Below are 17,176 nucleotides of genomic sequence, written 5' to 3'. Positions count from 1 at the left end.
TGCGGGGGTCAGGCGCTGGCGAACTGCAGCGCGGCGGTGAGGTCGCCCGGCGGCGGGCCGCCGGCGGCGATCATCGATGCGTCGCGCAGCTTCAGTCCGGGCAGCAGCTTGAGGTCGAAACGGCGGGTGAGGAAACGCAGGATCGAGCCGGTGTCGTAGATCGTGTGGTCGACGAAGCCCCGCTTCGCGTGTGGCGAGATCACCAGCGCCGGCACGCGCGTGCCCGGGCCCCAGCGATCGCCTTTCGGCGGCGCCACGTGATCCCACCAGCCGCCATTCTCGTCCACCGTGAGCACCACCAGCATGTTCGGCCACTGCGGGCTGCGCTGCAGCGCCTCGACCACTTGCGCCAGGTGCTCGTCGCCGGCATCGAGGCTGGCGTAGCCGGCGTGCATGTTGAGATTGCCTTGCGGCTTGTAGAGCGTCACCGGCGGCAATTGGCCGGCTTCGACCGCGGCAATGAAATGGTTGCTGTCGGCGCGGCTGCCGGTGCCGGCGTCGCGCAGATGCTGCGCACGCGCCGCCGTGCCCGGGGCGAACTGGCGGAAATAGTTGAGCGGCTGGTGGTGCGGCTGGAAATCCGGCACCTGCGGAAACTCGCTGTGGTCGCCTTCGCCCTTGCCGTCGAGCGCCAGCTGCCAGGCGCCGGCATACCAGGCCCAGTCGATACCGGCTTGCGACAGCACGTCGCCGATGGTCAGGTGGCTCTGCGCGGGCAGCGTGTTCGGGCTGGTCGCATCCGCCAGCCGCGGATCGCGCGGGTCATGGCTGAAGCCCGGCGCATAGGCCGGCCCCATGGTGTTGACCGCCCAGAAGTCCGGCGTCATGGCATCGCGCGAGGCCCATTCCGGGCGACCCTGCATCGCGCTCGCCGGAGAGCCTTCGGCGAACTTCGGCAGGATGCCGGTGGGGTCGTCACCCTGCACCTGGGCGATCTGCAGTTTCGCCGGGCTCTGGTCGGCGTGCGGGAAGTACGGCGGCTGCGCGGCGACCAGGTACTGGTGGTTGAGGAACGAGCCGCCGAATGCGCCCATGAAAAAGTTGTCGCACAAGGTGTACTGCCGCGCCAGCTGCCACAGGCGCAGGCTGCGGGCCGTGTCGGCGTAGTGGCCCATCGGCATCGCGCCGGTGTTGCTCCAGGCCACGAAGCCGTCGTTGCGGCCGCCGTTGATCTGCAGCTGGTTTTCGTAGAAGCGGTGCACCAGATCGCGGGTGATCACGCCGTGCGGCAGCAGCTCGCCATCGGGCGTGCGCAGCGCGAAAGGCCGGTTGGGCAAACCGGTGATGGCCTGCTCGTCGATGAGGTAGCGGCGCCCGCCGACCACCTGCTCGCGCGGCACCATGCCGCTCCACACCGGCGGCAGCGTGGTGAGCAGACTGCCGCCGCGGTCGCGCTGGCGGTACTCGGGCGAGTCGAGCGCCTTGAGCGGTTGCGCCAGGCCGGGGAAGCCGGCGAACAGGTTGTTGAAGCTGCGGTTCTCCGCGTACAGCACCACCACGTGCTGGATGTGCTGCCGCAGCAGCGCGTCGAGCGCCGCTTGATCTCCCGTCGGCGCACTGGCGTGGCGTGCGTCGTCGATGCGACAGCCGGCCAGCGTCGCGGCCGCACCCGCCAGCGCGATGCCGCCCAGCACGCGGCGCCGGGCAGGGTCGCGGGGTGCGTTCTCGTCGGCGTCGGGCGGTGCGCTCGGCTTGTCCGTCATGGCTGGGGAGACTCCGTCAGGGCCGCGGTGCGGCCTCGTCGTAGAAGCGCGCCAGATCCGCCTTCACTTGCTTCAAGGCGTCGACATCGAAGTAGATCATGTGACCGGACGGATAGAAACCGTACTCGATGTTCTTGCTGATCGCCGGGTCCAGGCTGAGGTGGCCCAGGTCGAACTCGGTGGCGTAGAACGGCGTGGCCAGGTCGTAGTAGCCGTTGGCGGAAAAGACCTTCAGATGCGGGTTGCGCCGCATCGTGTCGGCCAGGTCACTGCCCACGTACGGCGCCTGCGGGAAGCGCTGGTGCTCGCGCTTCCAGTCCCAGTTGCGGTTGATGACGCCGTAGTTGTTGGGCAGGTAGGCGTGGTCGCTGGCGTAGTTCAGGGCGCTGGTGGCGTACTGGTTGAAGGCGGCCAGGTAGGCGCCGGTGGCGGCATCGCTGGCGGCGTCGCCGTCGGGCGTCTCGCCGGCGGCATCCGGGTCGATGCCTTCGAAACGGCCGTCCAGACGTCCAACCGTGCGGCGCTGGTCGCGCAGCAGCTCCTTGCGGAAGCGGCTGGGGTCGATGCGCAGGTTGGCCTGCTTGATGTACGTCGTCGACAGGCCTATGTACTGGCTCAGCTGCGTGGCGATGCGGTCGGCCTCGGCCGGCGTGATCGCGTCGCCCCTGGCCAGTGCCAGGGTGTAGTCGGTGCTGGCGAACTGGCGCACGGCGGCGATGAAGCCGGCCAGGTCGGCGGGCTTGTTCGGTACCTTGTTGTGGTACCAGGCGATCGCGGCCTCGGTCGGCAGGTTGACGATGTAGCCGTGGTCGACACCGGTGTTGGCCCACACGCTGAAGTCCAGGATCGAGGACATCAGCACGATGCCGTTGAGCTCCATGCCCTGGTCCTGCAATTGCTTGGCCAGCACCGCCGAGCGGGTGGTGCCGTAGCTCTCGCCGAACAGGAACTTCGGCGAGTTCCAGCGGTGGTTGTCGCCGACGTAGCGGGTGATGAACTTCGCGAACGCGTCGGCATCCTGATCGATGCCGTAGAAGTCCTTGCCCTTGGCCGCGCCGACCAGCTGCGAATAGCCGGTGCCGGGCGCGTCGATGAAGACCAGGTCGGACTTGTCGAGCAGGCTGTATTCGTTCGGCACCGTGCTGTACGGCGGCGGCGGGATCGGCTGGTCGCCCGCGTTGGCCACCCGTACCGGCCCGACCGAACCCATGTGCAGCCACATGCTGGAGGAGCCGGGGCCGCCGTTGAACAGGAAGGTGACCGGCCGCTGCGCGGCCTTGCCGTCGCCGACGGTGTAGGCCACGTAGAACATGCTGACCGTGGGCTGGCCCTTGTCGTCCTTGATCAGCAAGGTGCCGGCGGTGGCCTTGTAGGCCACGTTGCGGCCATCGATGCGCACGCTGTGCGAGGTCACCACCTTGCGTTCGGGCGGGATCGGCAGCGTGTCCTTCTTGGTGTCCTTGTCGGCCTGGGACTTGCTGTCGTGCGGGTTGCTGTCGGCCGCATGCAGCGGGGCGGCAAGGCCGATGGCCAGGACGAAGGCGAGCGGGGCGATGAGGGAATGGCGCATGGCGAGAGGCTCCGTATCAGCGCTGCGGCGCGGCAAGGTCGTAGAAGCGGGCGAGATCGTGCTTGAGCTGCTGCAGCGCCTCGGTGTTGAGATAGATCATGTGCCCGGAAGGGTAGTAAGCGAACGACAGATTGCCGCGCAGCGAAGGGTCCAGGTTCATGTGCGCCAGGTCGTACTCGGTGATGAAGAACGGCGTGGCGAAATCGTAGTAACCGTTGAGCGAGAGCACCTTGAGGTTCGGATTGGTGCGCATCGCGTGCGCCAGGTCGCCGGCCACGTACGGCAGCGGCAGCGCGCGGCGCATGCCCGGGACGGCGTGCTTCCAGTCCCAGCCCTGGATGATCTTGCCGTAGGTGGGGCGGTAGTCGAGCTGGCTCGGGTAGTCGAGCTGGTCGGCAAGATAGTCGTGGAAGGCGCTGACGAAGGCGCCGCTGATGCCGGTGTCGGAGGGGTCGTACTCCGGCGTTTCGCCGGCGGCATCGGGGTCGGTGCCGGTGAAGCGGGCGTCGTAGCGGCCCAGGATGAGACGCTGGTCGCGCAGCAGTTCCTTGCGGAAGCGGCTGGGGCTCACGCGCAGGTTCGCCTGCTTGATGTATTGCACCGGCAGGCCGGTGAAGCCGGCCATCTGCGTGGCGATCGCGTCGAACTGTGCGGCGGGCAGATCCTGCCCCAGTGCCAGCGCGGAGGCGTACGGGCCACGCGCCCAGGCGCGGGCCTGGTCGACGAAGGCCTTCAGCTCGGCCGGCTTGTTCTGGCCGCTCTTGGAAGGCACTTTGTCGTGGTACCACGCGGCGGCGGCGAAGCTGGGCAGGTAGCCGACGTAGCTCTCGTCGTAGCCCGGCATGCGGATCGCGTAGTTGAGGATCGAGGACATCAGGATCACGCCGTTGAAGGCCATGCCCTTGTCCTGCAGCGCGTCGACCAGCGCGGCCGACCGGGTGGTGCCGTAGCTCTCGCCGTACAGGAACTTGGGCGAGTTCCAGCGCCGGTTGAGCGTGACGTAGCGCTCGATCGCGCGGCTGAAGGCGGAAATGTCCTGGTCCACGCCCCAGAAGTCCTTGCCGGTGGCCTTGCCCAGCGGGCGCGAATAACCGGCGCCGACGGCGTCGATGAAGACCAGGTCGGTCTTGTCGAGCAGGCTGTCGCCGTTGGCCACCAGGTGGTACGGCGCCGGCGCGGTGGCCTGCGGGCTGGCCGTCTCGATGCGCACCGGGCCGAGCGAGCCCATGTGCAGCCACACGCTGGAGGAACCCGGGCCGCCGTTGTAGAGGAAGGTCAGCGGGCGCTGCGAGGGCTTGCCGTCGTCGACGGTGTAGGCGACGTAGAACACGCTGGCCTGCGGCTGCTGCTTGTCGTCGCGGATGATCACCGTGCCGGCGGTGGCGGTGTACCTGATCGTGCGCCCGCCGATGGCGACGCTGTGCTGCGTGCGCACCGCCGTTTCATGGGCGGGGATGCGCGGATCGGTGCTGTCATGGGTGGCGCTGGATGACGCGTTGGCCGGCGCCGCGTCGGCGGCATGGGCGGCGGGCAGGCCGGCGAGCGCGATGGCACTGGCCAGCAATAGCGAAGCGAGGCGGCGCATGGGGTTCCCCTGAGTTCGAGCAGCGTTCGAGTATGCGACGCCGTGTCGATGCGCGACCGTGACAAAAGTACTGGTCGCCCCGCGCGACCGGTGGATCAGTCGCCCGACATCGCCATCGCCGCGTTCCACATCGCGCGGGTCAGGGGCCGGTTCTCGTGCGGCGTCTGCAGCACGATCAGGGTGGTGGTGCTGTTGCTGGCGCCGGTCTTGAGCAGGCGGTCGAGCACCGACTCCAGGTGCCCGGTGGACATCGCCACCACGTGCAGCAGGGCCGAGTCCTCGCCGGCCAGGCGGCGGCATTCGAGCACCTCGGGAATGTCCTCGACCAGGCTGCCGATGCGCGCGCAGGTGGCCCCGTCGCAGCGCAGGCGCACCATCGCGCTCAGCGCATAACCGAGCCGGCGCGGGTTGACCGTGGCGTGGTAGCCGCTGATCACGCCGGCATCCTCCAGTCGCCGCACCCGTTCGGCCACTGCGGGCGCGGACAGGCGCACCAGCCGGCCGAGTTCGGCGAAACCGAGTCGCGCATCGCGCTGCAGCGCCTCCAGCAATTGCCAGTCCTTGCCGTCCAGTGCGGATCGGCCATCGGTCGGTTTCGATTCCAAGGTGACAACCTCTTTCATCATTTCGATCAGCGGCGAAACATCGCGATTCCGCCGCGATGCATTATTCACCGGCGCCATCGCCAGGACTAGGATGCGCGCTTCCCCGCCGGAGAATCCCCCCATGGATACCGCTCAACGTCTCGATGGCCGTGCCCTGCTCGCCATCGCGATCGCCCTGCTCACCTGGTCGTCGGCGTATGCCGCGATCGCCTATGCATTGCCCGCGTTCACGCCGGGCGAGGTGGCGTTCGCGCGGCTGCTGATCGGCTCGCTGTGCTTCGCCGTGCTGCTTTGGATCAGGCGCGTGCCATTGCCGGCGCTGCGCGACTGGCCGCAACTGGCCCTGCTCGGCGTGCTTGGCCTGACCGTGTATCACCTGTGCCTGAACTACGCCGAGACGCGCATCGCCAGCGGCACCGCCTCGATCCTGATCTCGCTGGTGCCGGCGGCCACGGCGGCGGTGTCGGCGCTGTGGATCGGCGAACGGCTGGCCGCACGCACGTGGCTCGGGCTGGCGGTGGCCCTGCTCGGCACGGTGCTGGTGGTATTCGCCAGCGGACAGCGCGTGGAGGTCGATCCGCACGCCTTGCTGGTGCTGGTGTGCGTGGCCGTCTCGGCGGTCTTCTTCGTCGGCCAGAAGGCGCTGTTCTCGCGCAGCAGCATGGTCGGGGTCACCGCGTTCGCGATGTTCGCCGGCACGCTCGGCGCGTTGCCGTTCGGCTGGCATCTGCCGCAGGCGCTGGCAGCGGCCTCGTGGCCGCACATCGGCGCGCTGCTTTGGCTGGGCATCGCGCCGACCTTCGTCGGTTACCTGGCCTGGAATCTGGCGGTGAACCGCTCATCGGCCTCGCAGGTCAGCAGCTTCATCTACCTGTCGCCGCCGATCGCGCTGCTGATCGGCTGGCTGTGGCTGCACGAGGTTCCCGAGGTGCTGGTGCTGGTCGGTGGTGCGATCACCATCGGCGGCGTGGTGCTGGCCAACGCACGGCGGCGGCCAGCGCCGCCGGCAGCCAGCCCGGCGCTGCCGGTGTCCTCGTGCGAGCAGTCGTGAGGACGACCGGCGCGCTTCAGTGCATCGGTGGGTGGTCGAGCCGGGTCAGCCGGATCACGTCCGGGTCATCGGCGTGTTCCAGCAGCAGGCATTGCACGCGCTCCTGCCATGCCCGACCGAATGCCGCGCGCTGTTCCGCGCTGGCCGCCGGATCGAGTGCGCCGCCGAGCAGCGGACGCAGGTTGGCGGGTGCGGGCACGCTCGAGAGATCCAGCTCCACCGCCACGCTCGCGCCGGTGTCGCGCCGGCGGACCCGCACGGCGGCGTGCTCGGCCGTGTCGGCGTAGCTCAGCAGCGACTGGCGCGCGTAGTGTCCGGCGATGCCGTGGAAGCCGTTGGCGCCGGCCGCCCCGGTGATCAGGGTGAATACCTGGCCGATCACGCCGTTGACGCCCTCGCTCTCCGGCCCCGGGATCAGCACCTCGACGCCGCCGCGCTCGGCGGGGCCGTCGGGATACAACGCCCGCAACGCGGCGCGCGCCATCAGGTAGGCACCGGCGACGGTGGGGCAGGAGTGCCCGGCCAGGCGCACCGCGTCGATGTAGCGGTAGTCGAGCAGGCCGTCGTCGGCGGCGCCGAGGAACGCCGCCAGCGGATCGCGCATCGGGATCGGCGGCGCCTGGTCGAAGAAAGCCGGGGTGCCCATCACTCGTCCGGCAAGCCGGTGATGCCGAAGTCGATCACGATGGCACCGGGCTCGCGCTGGCGGTAGGCCACGGTGAGGTTGTCGCCGAGGCGATCACGCAACTGCGCGATCAGCGGCAGCGGGTCGTGGTCGTTGACGAAGCGCATGGTTTCGCCCGAACGCAGCACGCCGATCGCGCCGAAGATCGCGGAATGGCGGAAACGGCGGGCCACGCCGCGGGCATCGAACAGGTGGGTGTTGGGCTCGGTCTCGATATCGAGGGGCATGACGGGACTCATGGTGGGAAAGACCGCCCCAACATACGCCGTCGATGGCCATCGGCCACTGACCTGGATCAGGCGCAAACCCCGTGGCGCGCGATGCTCAGAGCCGGCGAAAAAAACCACTTCCTGGGGTTTTCTTCCATCGCGAGTCCGGTACAGGCCCGGACTCGCTCGCATGAGCAGTCACTTGCTTGACTGCTTCTCAGAACTTGTACGCGCGGTGGATCGCCACGATGCCGTTGGTCAGGTTGCGCACCTCGACCTTGCCGAAGCCGGCGCGCTCCATCATGCCCTTGAGCGTCTGCTGGTCCGGGTGCTTGCGGATCGATTCGGCCAGGTACCGGTAGCTGTCGGCATCACCGGCGAACAGCTGGCCCAGACGCGGCAGGACCTTGAAGGAGTGGAAGTCGTAGAGCTTGCCGAACGCCTCGCTCTGCACTTTCGAGAACTCCAGCACCAGCAGCCGGCCGCCGGGCTTGAGCACGCGGCAGATGTCGGCCAGCGCCTGATCCTTGTCGGTGACGTTGCGCAGGCCAAAGGCCATGGTCACCGCGTCGAAGGAGTTGTCGGGGAAGGGCAGCCGTTCGGCGTTGAGCTGGGCCCAGCGCAGGCTGGCGACCAGGCCGCGGTCGGTGAGCCGGTCGCGGCCGACGTCGAGCATGGCTGCGTTGATGTCGCCGACTACCACCTCGCCCGTCTCGCCCACTACCGGATGGAGCAGCGCGGCGATGTCGCCGGTGCCGCCGGCCAGGTCCAGCACGCGGTCGCCGCGGCGCACGCCGCTGGTCGCCACGAAATGGCGCTTCCATAACCGGTGCGTGCCGAACGACATCAGGTCGTTCATCAGGTCGTAGCTGCGTGCGACCGAGGTGAACACCTGACCGACCAGCCTCTGTTTCTCGCCCACCGGCACGTCGCGGAAGCCGAAGTGGGTGGTGGATGCGGGCGGGGACTTCGGCTGCTCGTTCATCCCTGCAATGCTACAGCAAGCCTTGGCCTCAATAAGATCAGCGCGCCTTTTGCCTTCGCCTCCTCTCCCCCTCGGGGAGAGGGGGCAAACGCAGGGAGCGAGGTCATTTTATTGAAGCGGGCCCTGCTTGTAGATCACGCCGTCCTTCATCACGAACTCGACGTGCTGCATGACGGTGATGTCATCGAGCGGATTGCCGGGTACGGCGATCACGTCGGCGCCGCGGCCGACCGCGATGCGGCCGAGCTGGTCGGACTTGTGCAGCAGTTCGGCGGCGTGGGTGGTGGCCGCCTGCAGGGCGAACATCGGCGGCATGCCGGCTTGCACCATGTAGGCGAACTCCTTCGCGTTGTCGCCGTGCGGGAACACGCCGGAGTCGGTGCCGAAGGCGATCTTCACGCCGGCCTTGTACGCCTTGCCGGCGGTGGCCATGATCACCGGGCCGACTTCCTCGGCCTTGCGCGCGACCTGCGGCGGATACCAGCCCTCGCGCGCCTTCTCCATCACGTACTGGCCGGCGATGATGGTGGGCACGTACCAGGTGCCGTGCGCCTTCATCAGTTTCATGTCCTCGGCATCCATGAAGGTGCCGTGCTCGATCGAATCGACGCCGCCCAGCACCGCGCGACGGATCGCCTCGGCGCCATGCGCGTGCGCGGCCACGGTGAAGCCGTAGTCGTGCGCAGCGGCGACCACGGCCTGGATTTCCTCCAGCGTCATCTGCGGGTTTTCGGAGCTGGAGCTTTCGTCCAGCACACCGCCGGAGGGCATGATCTTGATCAGGTCGGCGCCGTCCTTGTAGTGCTGGCGCACGGCCTTCCACGCGTCGGCGGGCGAGTTGATGATGCCATCCTTGGGACCGGGGTCGCCCTGCAGGTTCCAGCGGAAGCCATTGGTGGGGTCGGCGTGGCCGCCGGTGGTGCCGATGAACTTGCCGGCGCTGAAGATGTGCGGGCCGGGCACCAGGCCGGCGTTGATCGCGTTGCGCAGCGCGAGCGAGGCATTGTCGTCGTCGCCGAGGTTGCGCACCGTGGTGAAGCCGGCGAGCAGGGTGCGTTTGGCGTAGACGGTGCCGCGGATGGCGTGGTCGGCCGGATTGAGGCGGAACTTGTCGCTGTAGGTGCTCTTGCTGAACTGCATCGTCAGGTGCGTGTGCGAGTCGATCAGCCCCGGCATGCAGGTGGCATCGGCCAGCCGGGTGAAGCCCACCGTGCCGGCGGCCTGGCGGTACGGCGCGATGTCGACGGTGCCGGGATGGATCTCCTTGATGCGGCCGTCCTCCACTACCAGCGTGGTCTGGCCCAGCATCTTGCCGGCGGCCGGGTCGAGCAGGCGCGCGCATTCGATCACGCTGACGCGGTGGTCGCCGGCATCGGCGCGGGCCGGCGCGTCGGCGCCGGCAGCCAGAGGGAGACATGCCACGAGGGCGGCGAACAACAGGTGGCGAGTCGTGGTCATGGTGGTTCCCCCGGGTGACAGTGTGCTGATCCTACTCGGCGCCTTCGCGGCGCGCGGGCTCCTGTGTTGCAGCGTCGCCCTGGCGGCGGTCGATGCCGGTGCGCCGCTCGTGTTCCTGCTGCTCGGTATCCACGTGGCGCTGGTGCAGGTCGGATGCCGACGCGTCACCGGGCAGCGCCGCGGCCGGCTCGCGATCGCCGCCCGGCGTGATCTTCAGGATCGAGTGGCGCACCTCGCGCGACAGGATCACGCGGGCGTCGCGCACCAGATCCTCCAGCGCGCGGTCGTAGTCGAGCTTGCCGTTCTCGTCGGTCCATACCACCTTGCGTTCGCGCAATTTCTGGATGAAGCCGCGGAACAGCGCCTTGTCGAAGAACTCCGGTGCGGACAGCTCGTTGAGCAGGCCCAGTCGCTGCGCGGTGAGCGTGCAGGCGTTCTCCAGCTCGCCGCCGGTCAGCGTGTGCGGGCCATTCTTGGCCAGCGCCGCGATGGTGATGTAGTAGCGCTCGAACGCCTGGATCAGGCTGCGCGCGATCACCCGCAGCTGGAAGGCGCTGTCTTCCTGACCGGCGCTGCGTTCCAGCGAGCGGCCATGGTTGGTGGATTCGAGCAGGCCGCGGCGCACCAGGAAGTCGATCGTCGCCTTCAGCTGCTCCTTGAAGCCGTCCTCATCCCACGGCAGGAACAGTTCGCCCTGGATGAACGGATACACGATGCCGCCCAGGCGCAGGATCGCGTCACGCGACATGCGCCGGTTGTTGAGGAAGCAGCAGGCGACCCATGCCGCGCTGGCCATCAGGTGCAGCACGTTGTTGCGGAAATAGCTCAGCAGCACGGCCTTTTCGCCGCTGACGGTGAGCACGTCGCCCAGCGGGTGCTGCACCCGCTCGATCCAGCCCATCTGCTCGCCGTAGGCGATGATCGCGGCCGGGTTCATCGGAGTCAGCGTGACGCGGTCGGAGTACGGCAGTTCCTCCAGCAGCGCCTTGCCAAGGTCGAGCTGCATCAGCAGGTCGTTCTCGGCCATCGCGTGCTTGGGCGTGGCCAGCAGGGCCAGCGCCAGCAGGTTGATCGGATTGACGTCGGCGGCGCGGTTGATGTTGACCTGGATCTTCTCGGCCAGCTGGCTGACCACCGAATTGAGCCACTCGGGTTTCGCCTCCGGGTCGAGCCCGGCGCTGCGCCAGTCGCTGCTGGCGGCGTCGAGCAGCGGGGTCAGCTCGATCGGCTCGCCGAAGTTCAGCGCCACGTGGCCGTAGCGCTGGCGCAGCACCTTCAGGCCCTTGAGCAGGCCGAGCAGGGATTCCTTCTCCTTCGGCTTGCCGGAGAGCTCGCCGATGTAGCTGTTGCCCTCCATCAGTTTCTCGTAACCGATGTAGACCGGCTGGAACAGCACCGGCCGGCGCGGCGCGCGCAGGAAGGCGCGCACGGTCATCGACAGCAATCCGCCGCGCGGCGACAGCAGCCGCCCGGTACGCGAGCGGGTGCCCTCGGTGAAGTACTCGATCGGCACGCCGCGGTCGATCAGCTGCGCCATGTATTCCTTGAACACCACCGAGTACAGCGGGTTGCCGGTGAAGCTGCGGCGCATGAAGAACGCGCCGCCGCGGCGCAGGATCGGCCCGATCACCGGCAGGTTGAGGTTCACCCCCGCGGCAATGTGCGGCACCACCACGCCGGAGACGTGCAACTGGTAGCTCATCAACAGGTAGTCGGCGTGGCTGCGGTGGCTGGGCACGTAGACCACTTCGTAACCCGGCGCCACCGCGCGGACCTTGTCGAAGTGGTGCATCGCGATGCCGTCGTACAGTTTGTTCCAGAAACTGGACAGCACGAACGATGCCGAACGCACCACCGGATGCGAATAGTCGGCGGCGATCTCCAGCAGCATCTTGTGCGCCTTGCGCCAGGCCTTGGCGTGGCTGGTCTTCTCCTTGGCGGCATTGGCGGCGATCGCCGCACGCACCGGCTCGGCCGCGAGCACCGCGTCGACCACGGTGCGCCGGTGTGACAGGTCGGGCCCGATCACCGCGGCGCGGATGCGCCGGAAGTGGATGCGCAGCACCCGCGCGATCTTGCGCGCGAAGCGCTCCGGTCCGATCTCGCCGGATTCATCCAGCACGCTGCGCAGCGATACCGGCGCGGAGAAGTGCACCACCGTGTCGCGCCCGTTCAGCAGCAGCGCCAGCAGGCGGCCGAAGCGGCCGACCATCACCCAGTTTTCCGAGAACAGCACGCGGAACCAGCCGGTCTCACGGCTGGGTGCGCGGCCGACGTAGATCGCCACTGGCACGACCTGGACGTCCAGGTCGGGCACGCCCTCGAGCGAGCGCACCAGCTGGCGCAGCGGTTCCCCGGCGGCGCGCTTGCGGCTGCGCCCGAACAGCCAGCCGTCGCGGCGGGTCAGGGCGAACACGGAGCGGCGCCGGCGGGTGCCGGCCAGCGGCTGCATCGGGTTGGGCAGGCCGGCCTCGCGGCAGGCGCGCTGCAGGATCAGCGCGTCGGAGAAGCCGTCGCGCTCGATCACGTAGCACACCGGCACGCCCGGTTGCAGCAGCGCCGCCGGCTCGGCGGGGTCGCGGCGGATGCGCACCCAGGGCTGCAGCAACTGCCCGGCCAGGTTGAACCACCAAGGGGCGCGGCGACGTACGGTGGAGTCCACCATTGTGGTATTCGGCATCGGGCCATTCTACCCGGCCGCGTCGTCCAATCCGCGCCGATGGCGGTCGGCGGCGCCGCGGGGGCGGCCATCCGGACCGCTTGCCGGGGGTTCCTCGGCCCACGGCGGCAAGGGGTGTGGGCGAGCCTCGTGCCGCATCGCGGCGTGAAGGTCAAAGAAAACCCCGCGGGCCGAGGGCCTCACGGGGCAATCCGGCAGAGCCGGAAGGGAAATGGCCTTGCCCGCAAGGAATCCCCGGCAGGCGTTGGCGGAGCAAATGTTATCGGTTCGTCAAAGTTTAGGCAATACTTGCCGTTTGTCTTGCAGAGCCATGATTTTGTTGACGAATATTATTCAGAGCGCAACGCGTCGATCTTCTGTCGCCGGCGTTCCGCCGGTGGCGCGCTCCAGTCATTGTTGAACAGTGCCGGTTCCCATGACCCGTAGGTGGGGTTGGGCAGCACGAACCAGCGCCGGCCGATCCAGTCCATGTAGGGCGCCATGGCGCGGTGGCGACCGGCGGCATTGTTGGCCAGTACCGTCACGAAGTCGCCGATCTGGTCGCCGAACTGCATCAGCACGCGGTACTTGCGGCTGACCAGCTGGCGCCGGCAACCCTTCTCCGTGCCGATCTGCTCGCAGCCTTCGACGAAGGTGCCCAGGCCGAGGAAGGCCTCCGGCCCGGACACCGGCAGGCCGGCCTTGCGCAGGTTGGCCAGGGTGGCCTGGTCCAGATCCTTGGCGCGGTTGGAGATGTAGATGACGGCGATGCCATGCCGGGCGGCGAAGCGGGTGAACGCGACTGCGCCGGGCAGCGCGCGGGCGGCCTCCTCCTTGCACCAGGCGGCCCAATCGGCCTCGTTGTACTCGCCGCCGCTTTTTACCAGGCGCGCCTGGTAGGGCGAGTTGTCCAGCACGGTCTCGTCGATGTCCAGCACCACGGCCGGCTTGAGGCCGCGAAGCGGCGCGGCGCGGTCGTCCTTGGCCAGTGCATCCCAGCCTTGGTCCTGCAGGGCGGCCAGCAGGCCCGCTTCGGCATCGCGATAGGTCTGCAGGTAAATCAGGTCGTGCTCGATCGCGGTCTGGGTCCACGCCACGGCATTGAGGTTGTCGTTGGCGGCGACGGTCGCGGGCGCGGCAGGAGAGGAGACGACCTCGGGATGGCGGAGTGGGGTGGCCGCACAACCGGCCAGCAGGGCGAACGCGAGCAGGCTCGCGGGCAAACGGAGTGGCATGCGCAGATCCTTGGGGCGGGGCGACGTGGGCAGGCGCCCGAGTTTACGACAGCCACATGACGGTTTCGGCGGGGCTGGCAGCGGCCGCGGGCTGCTGACAGACTGCCTGCTCTCCCACTCTGGTTTCGTCTCGCATGGATTTCCCCAAGCCCGCCTTGCGCGATCCCTCGAACGTCATCAGCTATGCCAGCTACCTGCTGGTTGCGGTGGGCCTGCTGCTGGTCATCGACCTGCACCTGCTGCCGGCCCTGCTCGCTGGCCTGCTGGTGTTCGAGCTGGTGCAGTCGATGGCGCCGCTGCTCGGCCGGCGCATTTCCGGCGACCGCGCGCGACTGCTGGTGGTGGCCGTGCTGGGCGCCATCGTGGTCGGCCTGCTGCTGTTGCTGATCCTCGGCGCGATCAGCCTGTTCCGGCACGAGCTCGGCAACCCCGAGCTGCTCTGGCAGCAACAATTGATGCCGCTGGTGGAAAAGGCGCGCCAGCAATTGCCGCCGGCCCTGGTCAACAACCTGCCCGACAGCGTCGACGACCTGCGCGTGGGCGCGATCGAGCTGGCGCGCAAGCATGCCGGTGCCCTGCAATTGGCCGGCAAGGGTGCGGTGCGGGTTTTCGTGCACATCCTCATCGGCCTGGTGCTGGGCGCGATCGTGGCGCTCGGCCGCGCACGGCCGGCGCACCAGATCGGCCCGCTGGCGGCCGCACTGAGCCTGCGCTGCCTGCGGCTGGCGCAGGGGTTCCACAACATCGTGTTCGCGCAGATCAAGATCTCGCTGATCAACACCGTGTTCACCGCGATCTTCCTGCTCGGCGTGCTGCCGCTGCTCGGCGTCCACGTGCCGCTGGCCAAGACGCTGGTGGTGGCGACCTTCATCGTCGGCCTGCTGCCGGTGATCGGCAACCTCATTTCCAACACCGCCATCACCATCGCCGGGCTGTCGGTGTCGCTGAGCGTGGGCATCGCCGCGCTGGCGTTCCTGATCCTGATCCACAAGCTCGAATACTTCCTCAACGCCCGCATCGTCGGCACCCAGATCCATGCCCGTGCCTGGGAGTTGCTGTTGGCGATGCTGCTGATGGAAGCCGCCTTCGGCCTCCCGGGCGTCATCGCCGCACCGATCTACTACGCCTACCTGAAACTGGAACTGGAAGCGTGGGGGTTGGTGTGAGGGTGGTCGACGGATGAATCGAGCAGGACGGCGGACGGTCCGCTGCCGGTGCGCGCCGCTTCTTCGCCGAGCGCAAAGTTCCTGCTATCTTCGGGGATCAAGAGCCATTCGCCCACGGGCGCAACGGCCGTATGGGGCGGTCATTTCCAGGGGAGTTGAATACATGCGACACACGTTTTTTCAGGCGTTGCTTGGCGGTGCGCTGGCAGCGGCATTGAGTCTGGGGTCGGCTCACGCGGCCCAGCCGATTCCGGTGGAGGCGTTGGCCCGCTTGCCGGCACTGCAATCGGTATCGATGAGTCCGGATGGCAAGCATCTGGTCGGGCTGATTCCCTCGCCCAACGACAAGGACGATACGGCGCTGGCCACGTGGGATACGGACGCGCTGTCCGCCGGCCCCAAGGTGGTGACCCCGTCGGGCGACCACATGAAGTTCATTGCCGCCTATGCCCTGAAGGCGAACAAGCTGCTGGCGATCGCCCGGCAGGAATGGACCGGCCACCTCGGCGGTTGCGGCGAGGGCAAGGACACCGGTGCCACCAAGACGTTCGTCGTCAAGACCTATCTGGCCGATGCCGACCAGAAGAATTTCGGCGAAGCCTTTGCCAATGACACACGCAGGGTCGGCGTCAGCAAGGACACCGAGCGCTGCCTGGAGATCGCCGGCACGTCGGATCTGGTGAACATGCTGCCGCTGGATCCGGATCGCGTCATCATCAGCCAGTTGAGCCAGGTCACCTGGACCTCGAACTACTACCTCTACAACCTGAAAACCAAGGAGCGCGAACTGCTGTTCAAGGGCGGCAATCGCGCCCGGCCTTCGCTCTTCGACTCCCGCACCGGCAAGGTGCTGGCCAAATCCGAGATCGAGCCCGTCGGCGGCGATTACGAACAGCGCGTGCTGCTGCTCAATGCCAAGACCGGCCAGTTCGAGTTGCAGCCTGCGCTGACCACCAAGCTCTCCCAGCGTTACACCGTAACGGTGGAGGGCCTCGACGACGCGACCGGCAAGTTCTACATCCTGACCGACCAGTTTTCCGACAAGCTGCAGGTGCGCATGTATGACCCGGCGACGCAGAAGTACGACCCGGAACCGGCCCTTGCCGACAAGAACTATTCCATCGGGGGCCTGCTTTTCAGCACGCGGGCCAGCAACTTCAACCAGATCGTGGGCTTCGTCGTCGATGGGCCGTATCGCCAGGTCGTCTACATCGACCCGGAATTGAAAGCCATCCAGGACTCGATCAAGCAGGCCTTCCCCGGCCAGCAGGTAAACATCGCCAGCTACACCGACGATCTGGCCAAGGTGCTGTTCACCACGCAGAGCGCCAGCAATCCGCCGGCCTACCATCTGCTGCTGGGCAAGAAGCAGGTGGCCAACCTCGGCAGCACGCGCCCGTGGATCAGCAACGACATGACCGGCGAGGAAAGCTGGGTGACCTACAAGGCGCGCGACGGGCGCGAGATTCCCGCGATCCTCGACCTGCCTGCCGGCTGGAAGCAGGGCGATGCGCCGGCGAAGGCGATCATCATGCCGCACGGCGGTCCATGGGCGCGGGATTACACGGGTTGGGACGCGTCGGGCTGGGTGCCGATGCTCACCTCGCGCGGCTATGCCGTGCTGCGTCCGCAGTACCGCGGCTCGGAAGGTCTCGGTCGCGAGCTCTGGATGGCCGGCGACAAGCAGTGGGGCCTGAAGATGTCCGACGATCTCGACGACGGCGCTGCGTGGCTTGTCTCGCAGGGTGTTGCCGCCAAGAACCAGATCGCGATCTTCGGGTACTCGTACGGCGGGTTCGCGGCCGTGGCCGCCACCGTGCGTTCGCCGTCGCCGTACCAATGCGCCATTGCCGGCGCGCCGGTGGCCAATCTCGGTCGGCTGGGCACATCCTGGAGCGACAACCGCCTGCAGCGCATCCTGCAGGGCCAGACCGTGAAGGGCATGGACCCCATGGAGAATGCGGACAAGGCGCACCTGCCCATCATGCTGTTCGACGGCGACCGTGATGTGCGGACTCCGCCGGCGATCCACGCCCATCCGTTCTACGAGGCCGTCAAGAACCGCGTGCCGGCCCAGTTCCACTGGATTCCGAACATGCCGCACAGCATGCCCTGGTATCCGAGCCAGCAGCGGCAGACCCTCAACTTGATCCTGGATTTCCTGGGCAAGAATTGCGGGCAGATTTCAGGCTAGCCGAACGTTTTTGCCTGCCGGTTGAGGCGGTTGCACAGTCTCCCCCCACCGGCTACATTCGCTTAACCGCA

General features: G+C 67.8%; 13 protein-coding genes. 3 read left to right on the top strand and 10 right to left on the bottom strand.

The window, feature by feature from the left end; all coding sequences use genetic code 11:
• Nucleotides 1-8: 8 nt before the first annotated feature.
• The 4 genes from acpA to ACVCMI_RS00365 all read right to left on the bottom strand — a co-directional run bounded on the left by acpA (nt 9) and on the right by ACVCMI_RS00365 (nt 5,481).
• On the bottom strand, nt 9-1,703 hold the full coding sequence (gene acpA, locus ACVCMI_RS00380) for an acid phosphatase (RefSeq protein WP_447097871.1): 1,695 nt from the start codon (nt 1,701-1,703) through the stop codon (nt 9-11).
• Between the two features lie 16 nt (nt 1,704-1,719).
• Entirely contained in the window at nt 1,720-3,273 is a 1,554-nt protein-coding gene (locus ACVCMI_RS00375; RefSeq protein WP_447097872.1) for a S10 family peptidase, read from the bottom strand.
• 16 nt (nt 3,274-3,289) lie between these two features.
• A complete protein-coding gene (locus tag ACVCMI_RS00370; protein WP_447097873.1) occupies nt 3,290-4,858 on the bottom strand; it encodes a S10 family peptidase in 1,569 nt (522 codons plus the stop codon).
• Nucleotides 4,859-4,953: 95 nt separating this feature from the next.
• Entirely contained in the window at nt 4,954-5,481 is a 528-nt protein-coding gene (locus ACVCMI_RS00365) for an Lrp/AsnC family transcriptional regulator (protein ID WP_395121273.1), read from the bottom strand.
• 103 nt (nt 5,482-5,584) lie between these two features.
• On the opposite strand from ACVCMI_RS00365, the gene ACVCMI_RS00360 reads away from it, so the two are divergent.
• Nucleotides 5,585-6,514, top strand: coding sequence for a DMT family transporter (locus ACVCMI_RS00360; protein WP_395120458.1), 930 nt, complete (start codon nt 5,585-5,587; stop codon nt 6,512-6,514).
• Between the two features lie 16 nt (nt 6,515-6,530).
• Here the strand turns inward: ACVCMI_RS00360 and ACVCMI_RS00355 are convergent, their stop codons facing one another.
• The 6 genes from ACVCMI_RS00355 to ACVCMI_RS00330 form a co-directional block, all read right to left on the bottom strand.
• The gene (locus ACVCMI_RS00355; RefSeq protein ID WP_447097874.1) at nt 6,531-7,160 is read right to left on the bottom strand and encodes a hypothetical protein; all 630 of its coding nucleotides are present in this window, start codon (nt 7,158-7,160) and stop codon (nt 6,531-6,533) included.
• Nucleotides 7,160-7,426, bottom strand: a complete 267-nt coding sequence (locus ACVCMI_RS00350) for a DUF2249 domain-containing protein (RefSeq protein ID WP_136259712.1) — start codon at nt 7,424-7,426, stop codon at nt 7,160-7,162. The genes ACVCMI_RS00355 and ACVCMI_RS00350 overlap by 1 nt, the downstream gene beginning before the upstream one ends.
• Before the next feature lie 199 nt (nt 7,427-7,625).
• The gene (gene ubiE / locus ACVCMI_RS00345) at nt 7,626-8,393 is read right to left on the bottom strand and encodes a bifunctional demethylmenaquinone methyltransferase/2-methoxy-6-polyprenyl-1,4-benzoquinol methylase UbiE (RefSeq protein ID WP_447097875.1); all 768 of its coding nucleotides are present in this window, start codon (nt 8,391-8,393) and stop codon (nt 7,626-7,628) included.
• Nucleotides 8,394-8,501: 108 nt separating this feature from the next.
• Nucleotides 8,502-9,851 carry an amidohydrolase family protein gene (locus ACVCMI_RS00340; RefSeq protein ID WP_447097876.1) on the bottom strand — a complete coding sequence of 450 codons (1,350 nt, stop codon included), beginning with the start codon at nt 9,849-9,851 and terminating at the stop codon, nt 8,502-8,504.
• Nucleotides 9,852-9,882: 31 nt separating this feature from the next.
• On the bottom strand, nt 9,883-12,531 hold the full coding sequence (gene plsB / locus ACVCMI_RS00335) for a glycerol-3-phosphate 1-O-acyltransferase PlsB (protein WP_447097877.1): 2,649 nt from the start codon (nt 12,529-12,531) through the stop codon (nt 9,883-9,885).
• A 329-nt stretch (nt 12,532-12,860) separates the two neighbouring features.
• A complete protein-coding gene (locus ACVCMI_RS00330) occupies nt 12,861-13,745 on the bottom strand; it encodes a 5'-nucleotidase, lipoprotein e(P4) family (protein ID WP_395120449.1) in 885 nt (294 codons plus the stop codon).
• 134 nt (nt 13,746-13,879) lie between these two features.
• Between ACVCMI_RS00330 and ACVCMI_RS00325 the strand changes: the two genes are divergently transcribed.
• Nucleotides 13,880-14,911, top strand: coding sequence for a hypothetical protein (locus ACVCMI_RS00325; protein WP_447097878.1), 1,032 nt, complete (start codon nt 13,880-13,882; stop codon nt 14,909-14,911).
• A gap of 163 nt (nt 14,912-15,074) precedes the next feature.
• Nucleotides 15,075-17,105: an alpha/beta hydrolase family protein gene (locus ACVCMI_RS00320; RefSeq protein ID WP_447097879.1), complete on the top strand. Its 2,031-nt coding sequence runs from the start codon at nt 15,075-15,077 to the stop codon at nt 17,103-17,105.
• Nucleotides 17,106-17,176 lie beyond the last annotated feature (71 nt).

The organism is Rhodanobacter sp. UC4448_H15, assembly GCF_052978265.1.
Note: the sequence above shows the minus strand (reverse complement) of the source record. Positions and strands in the feature narration are given on the sequence as shown.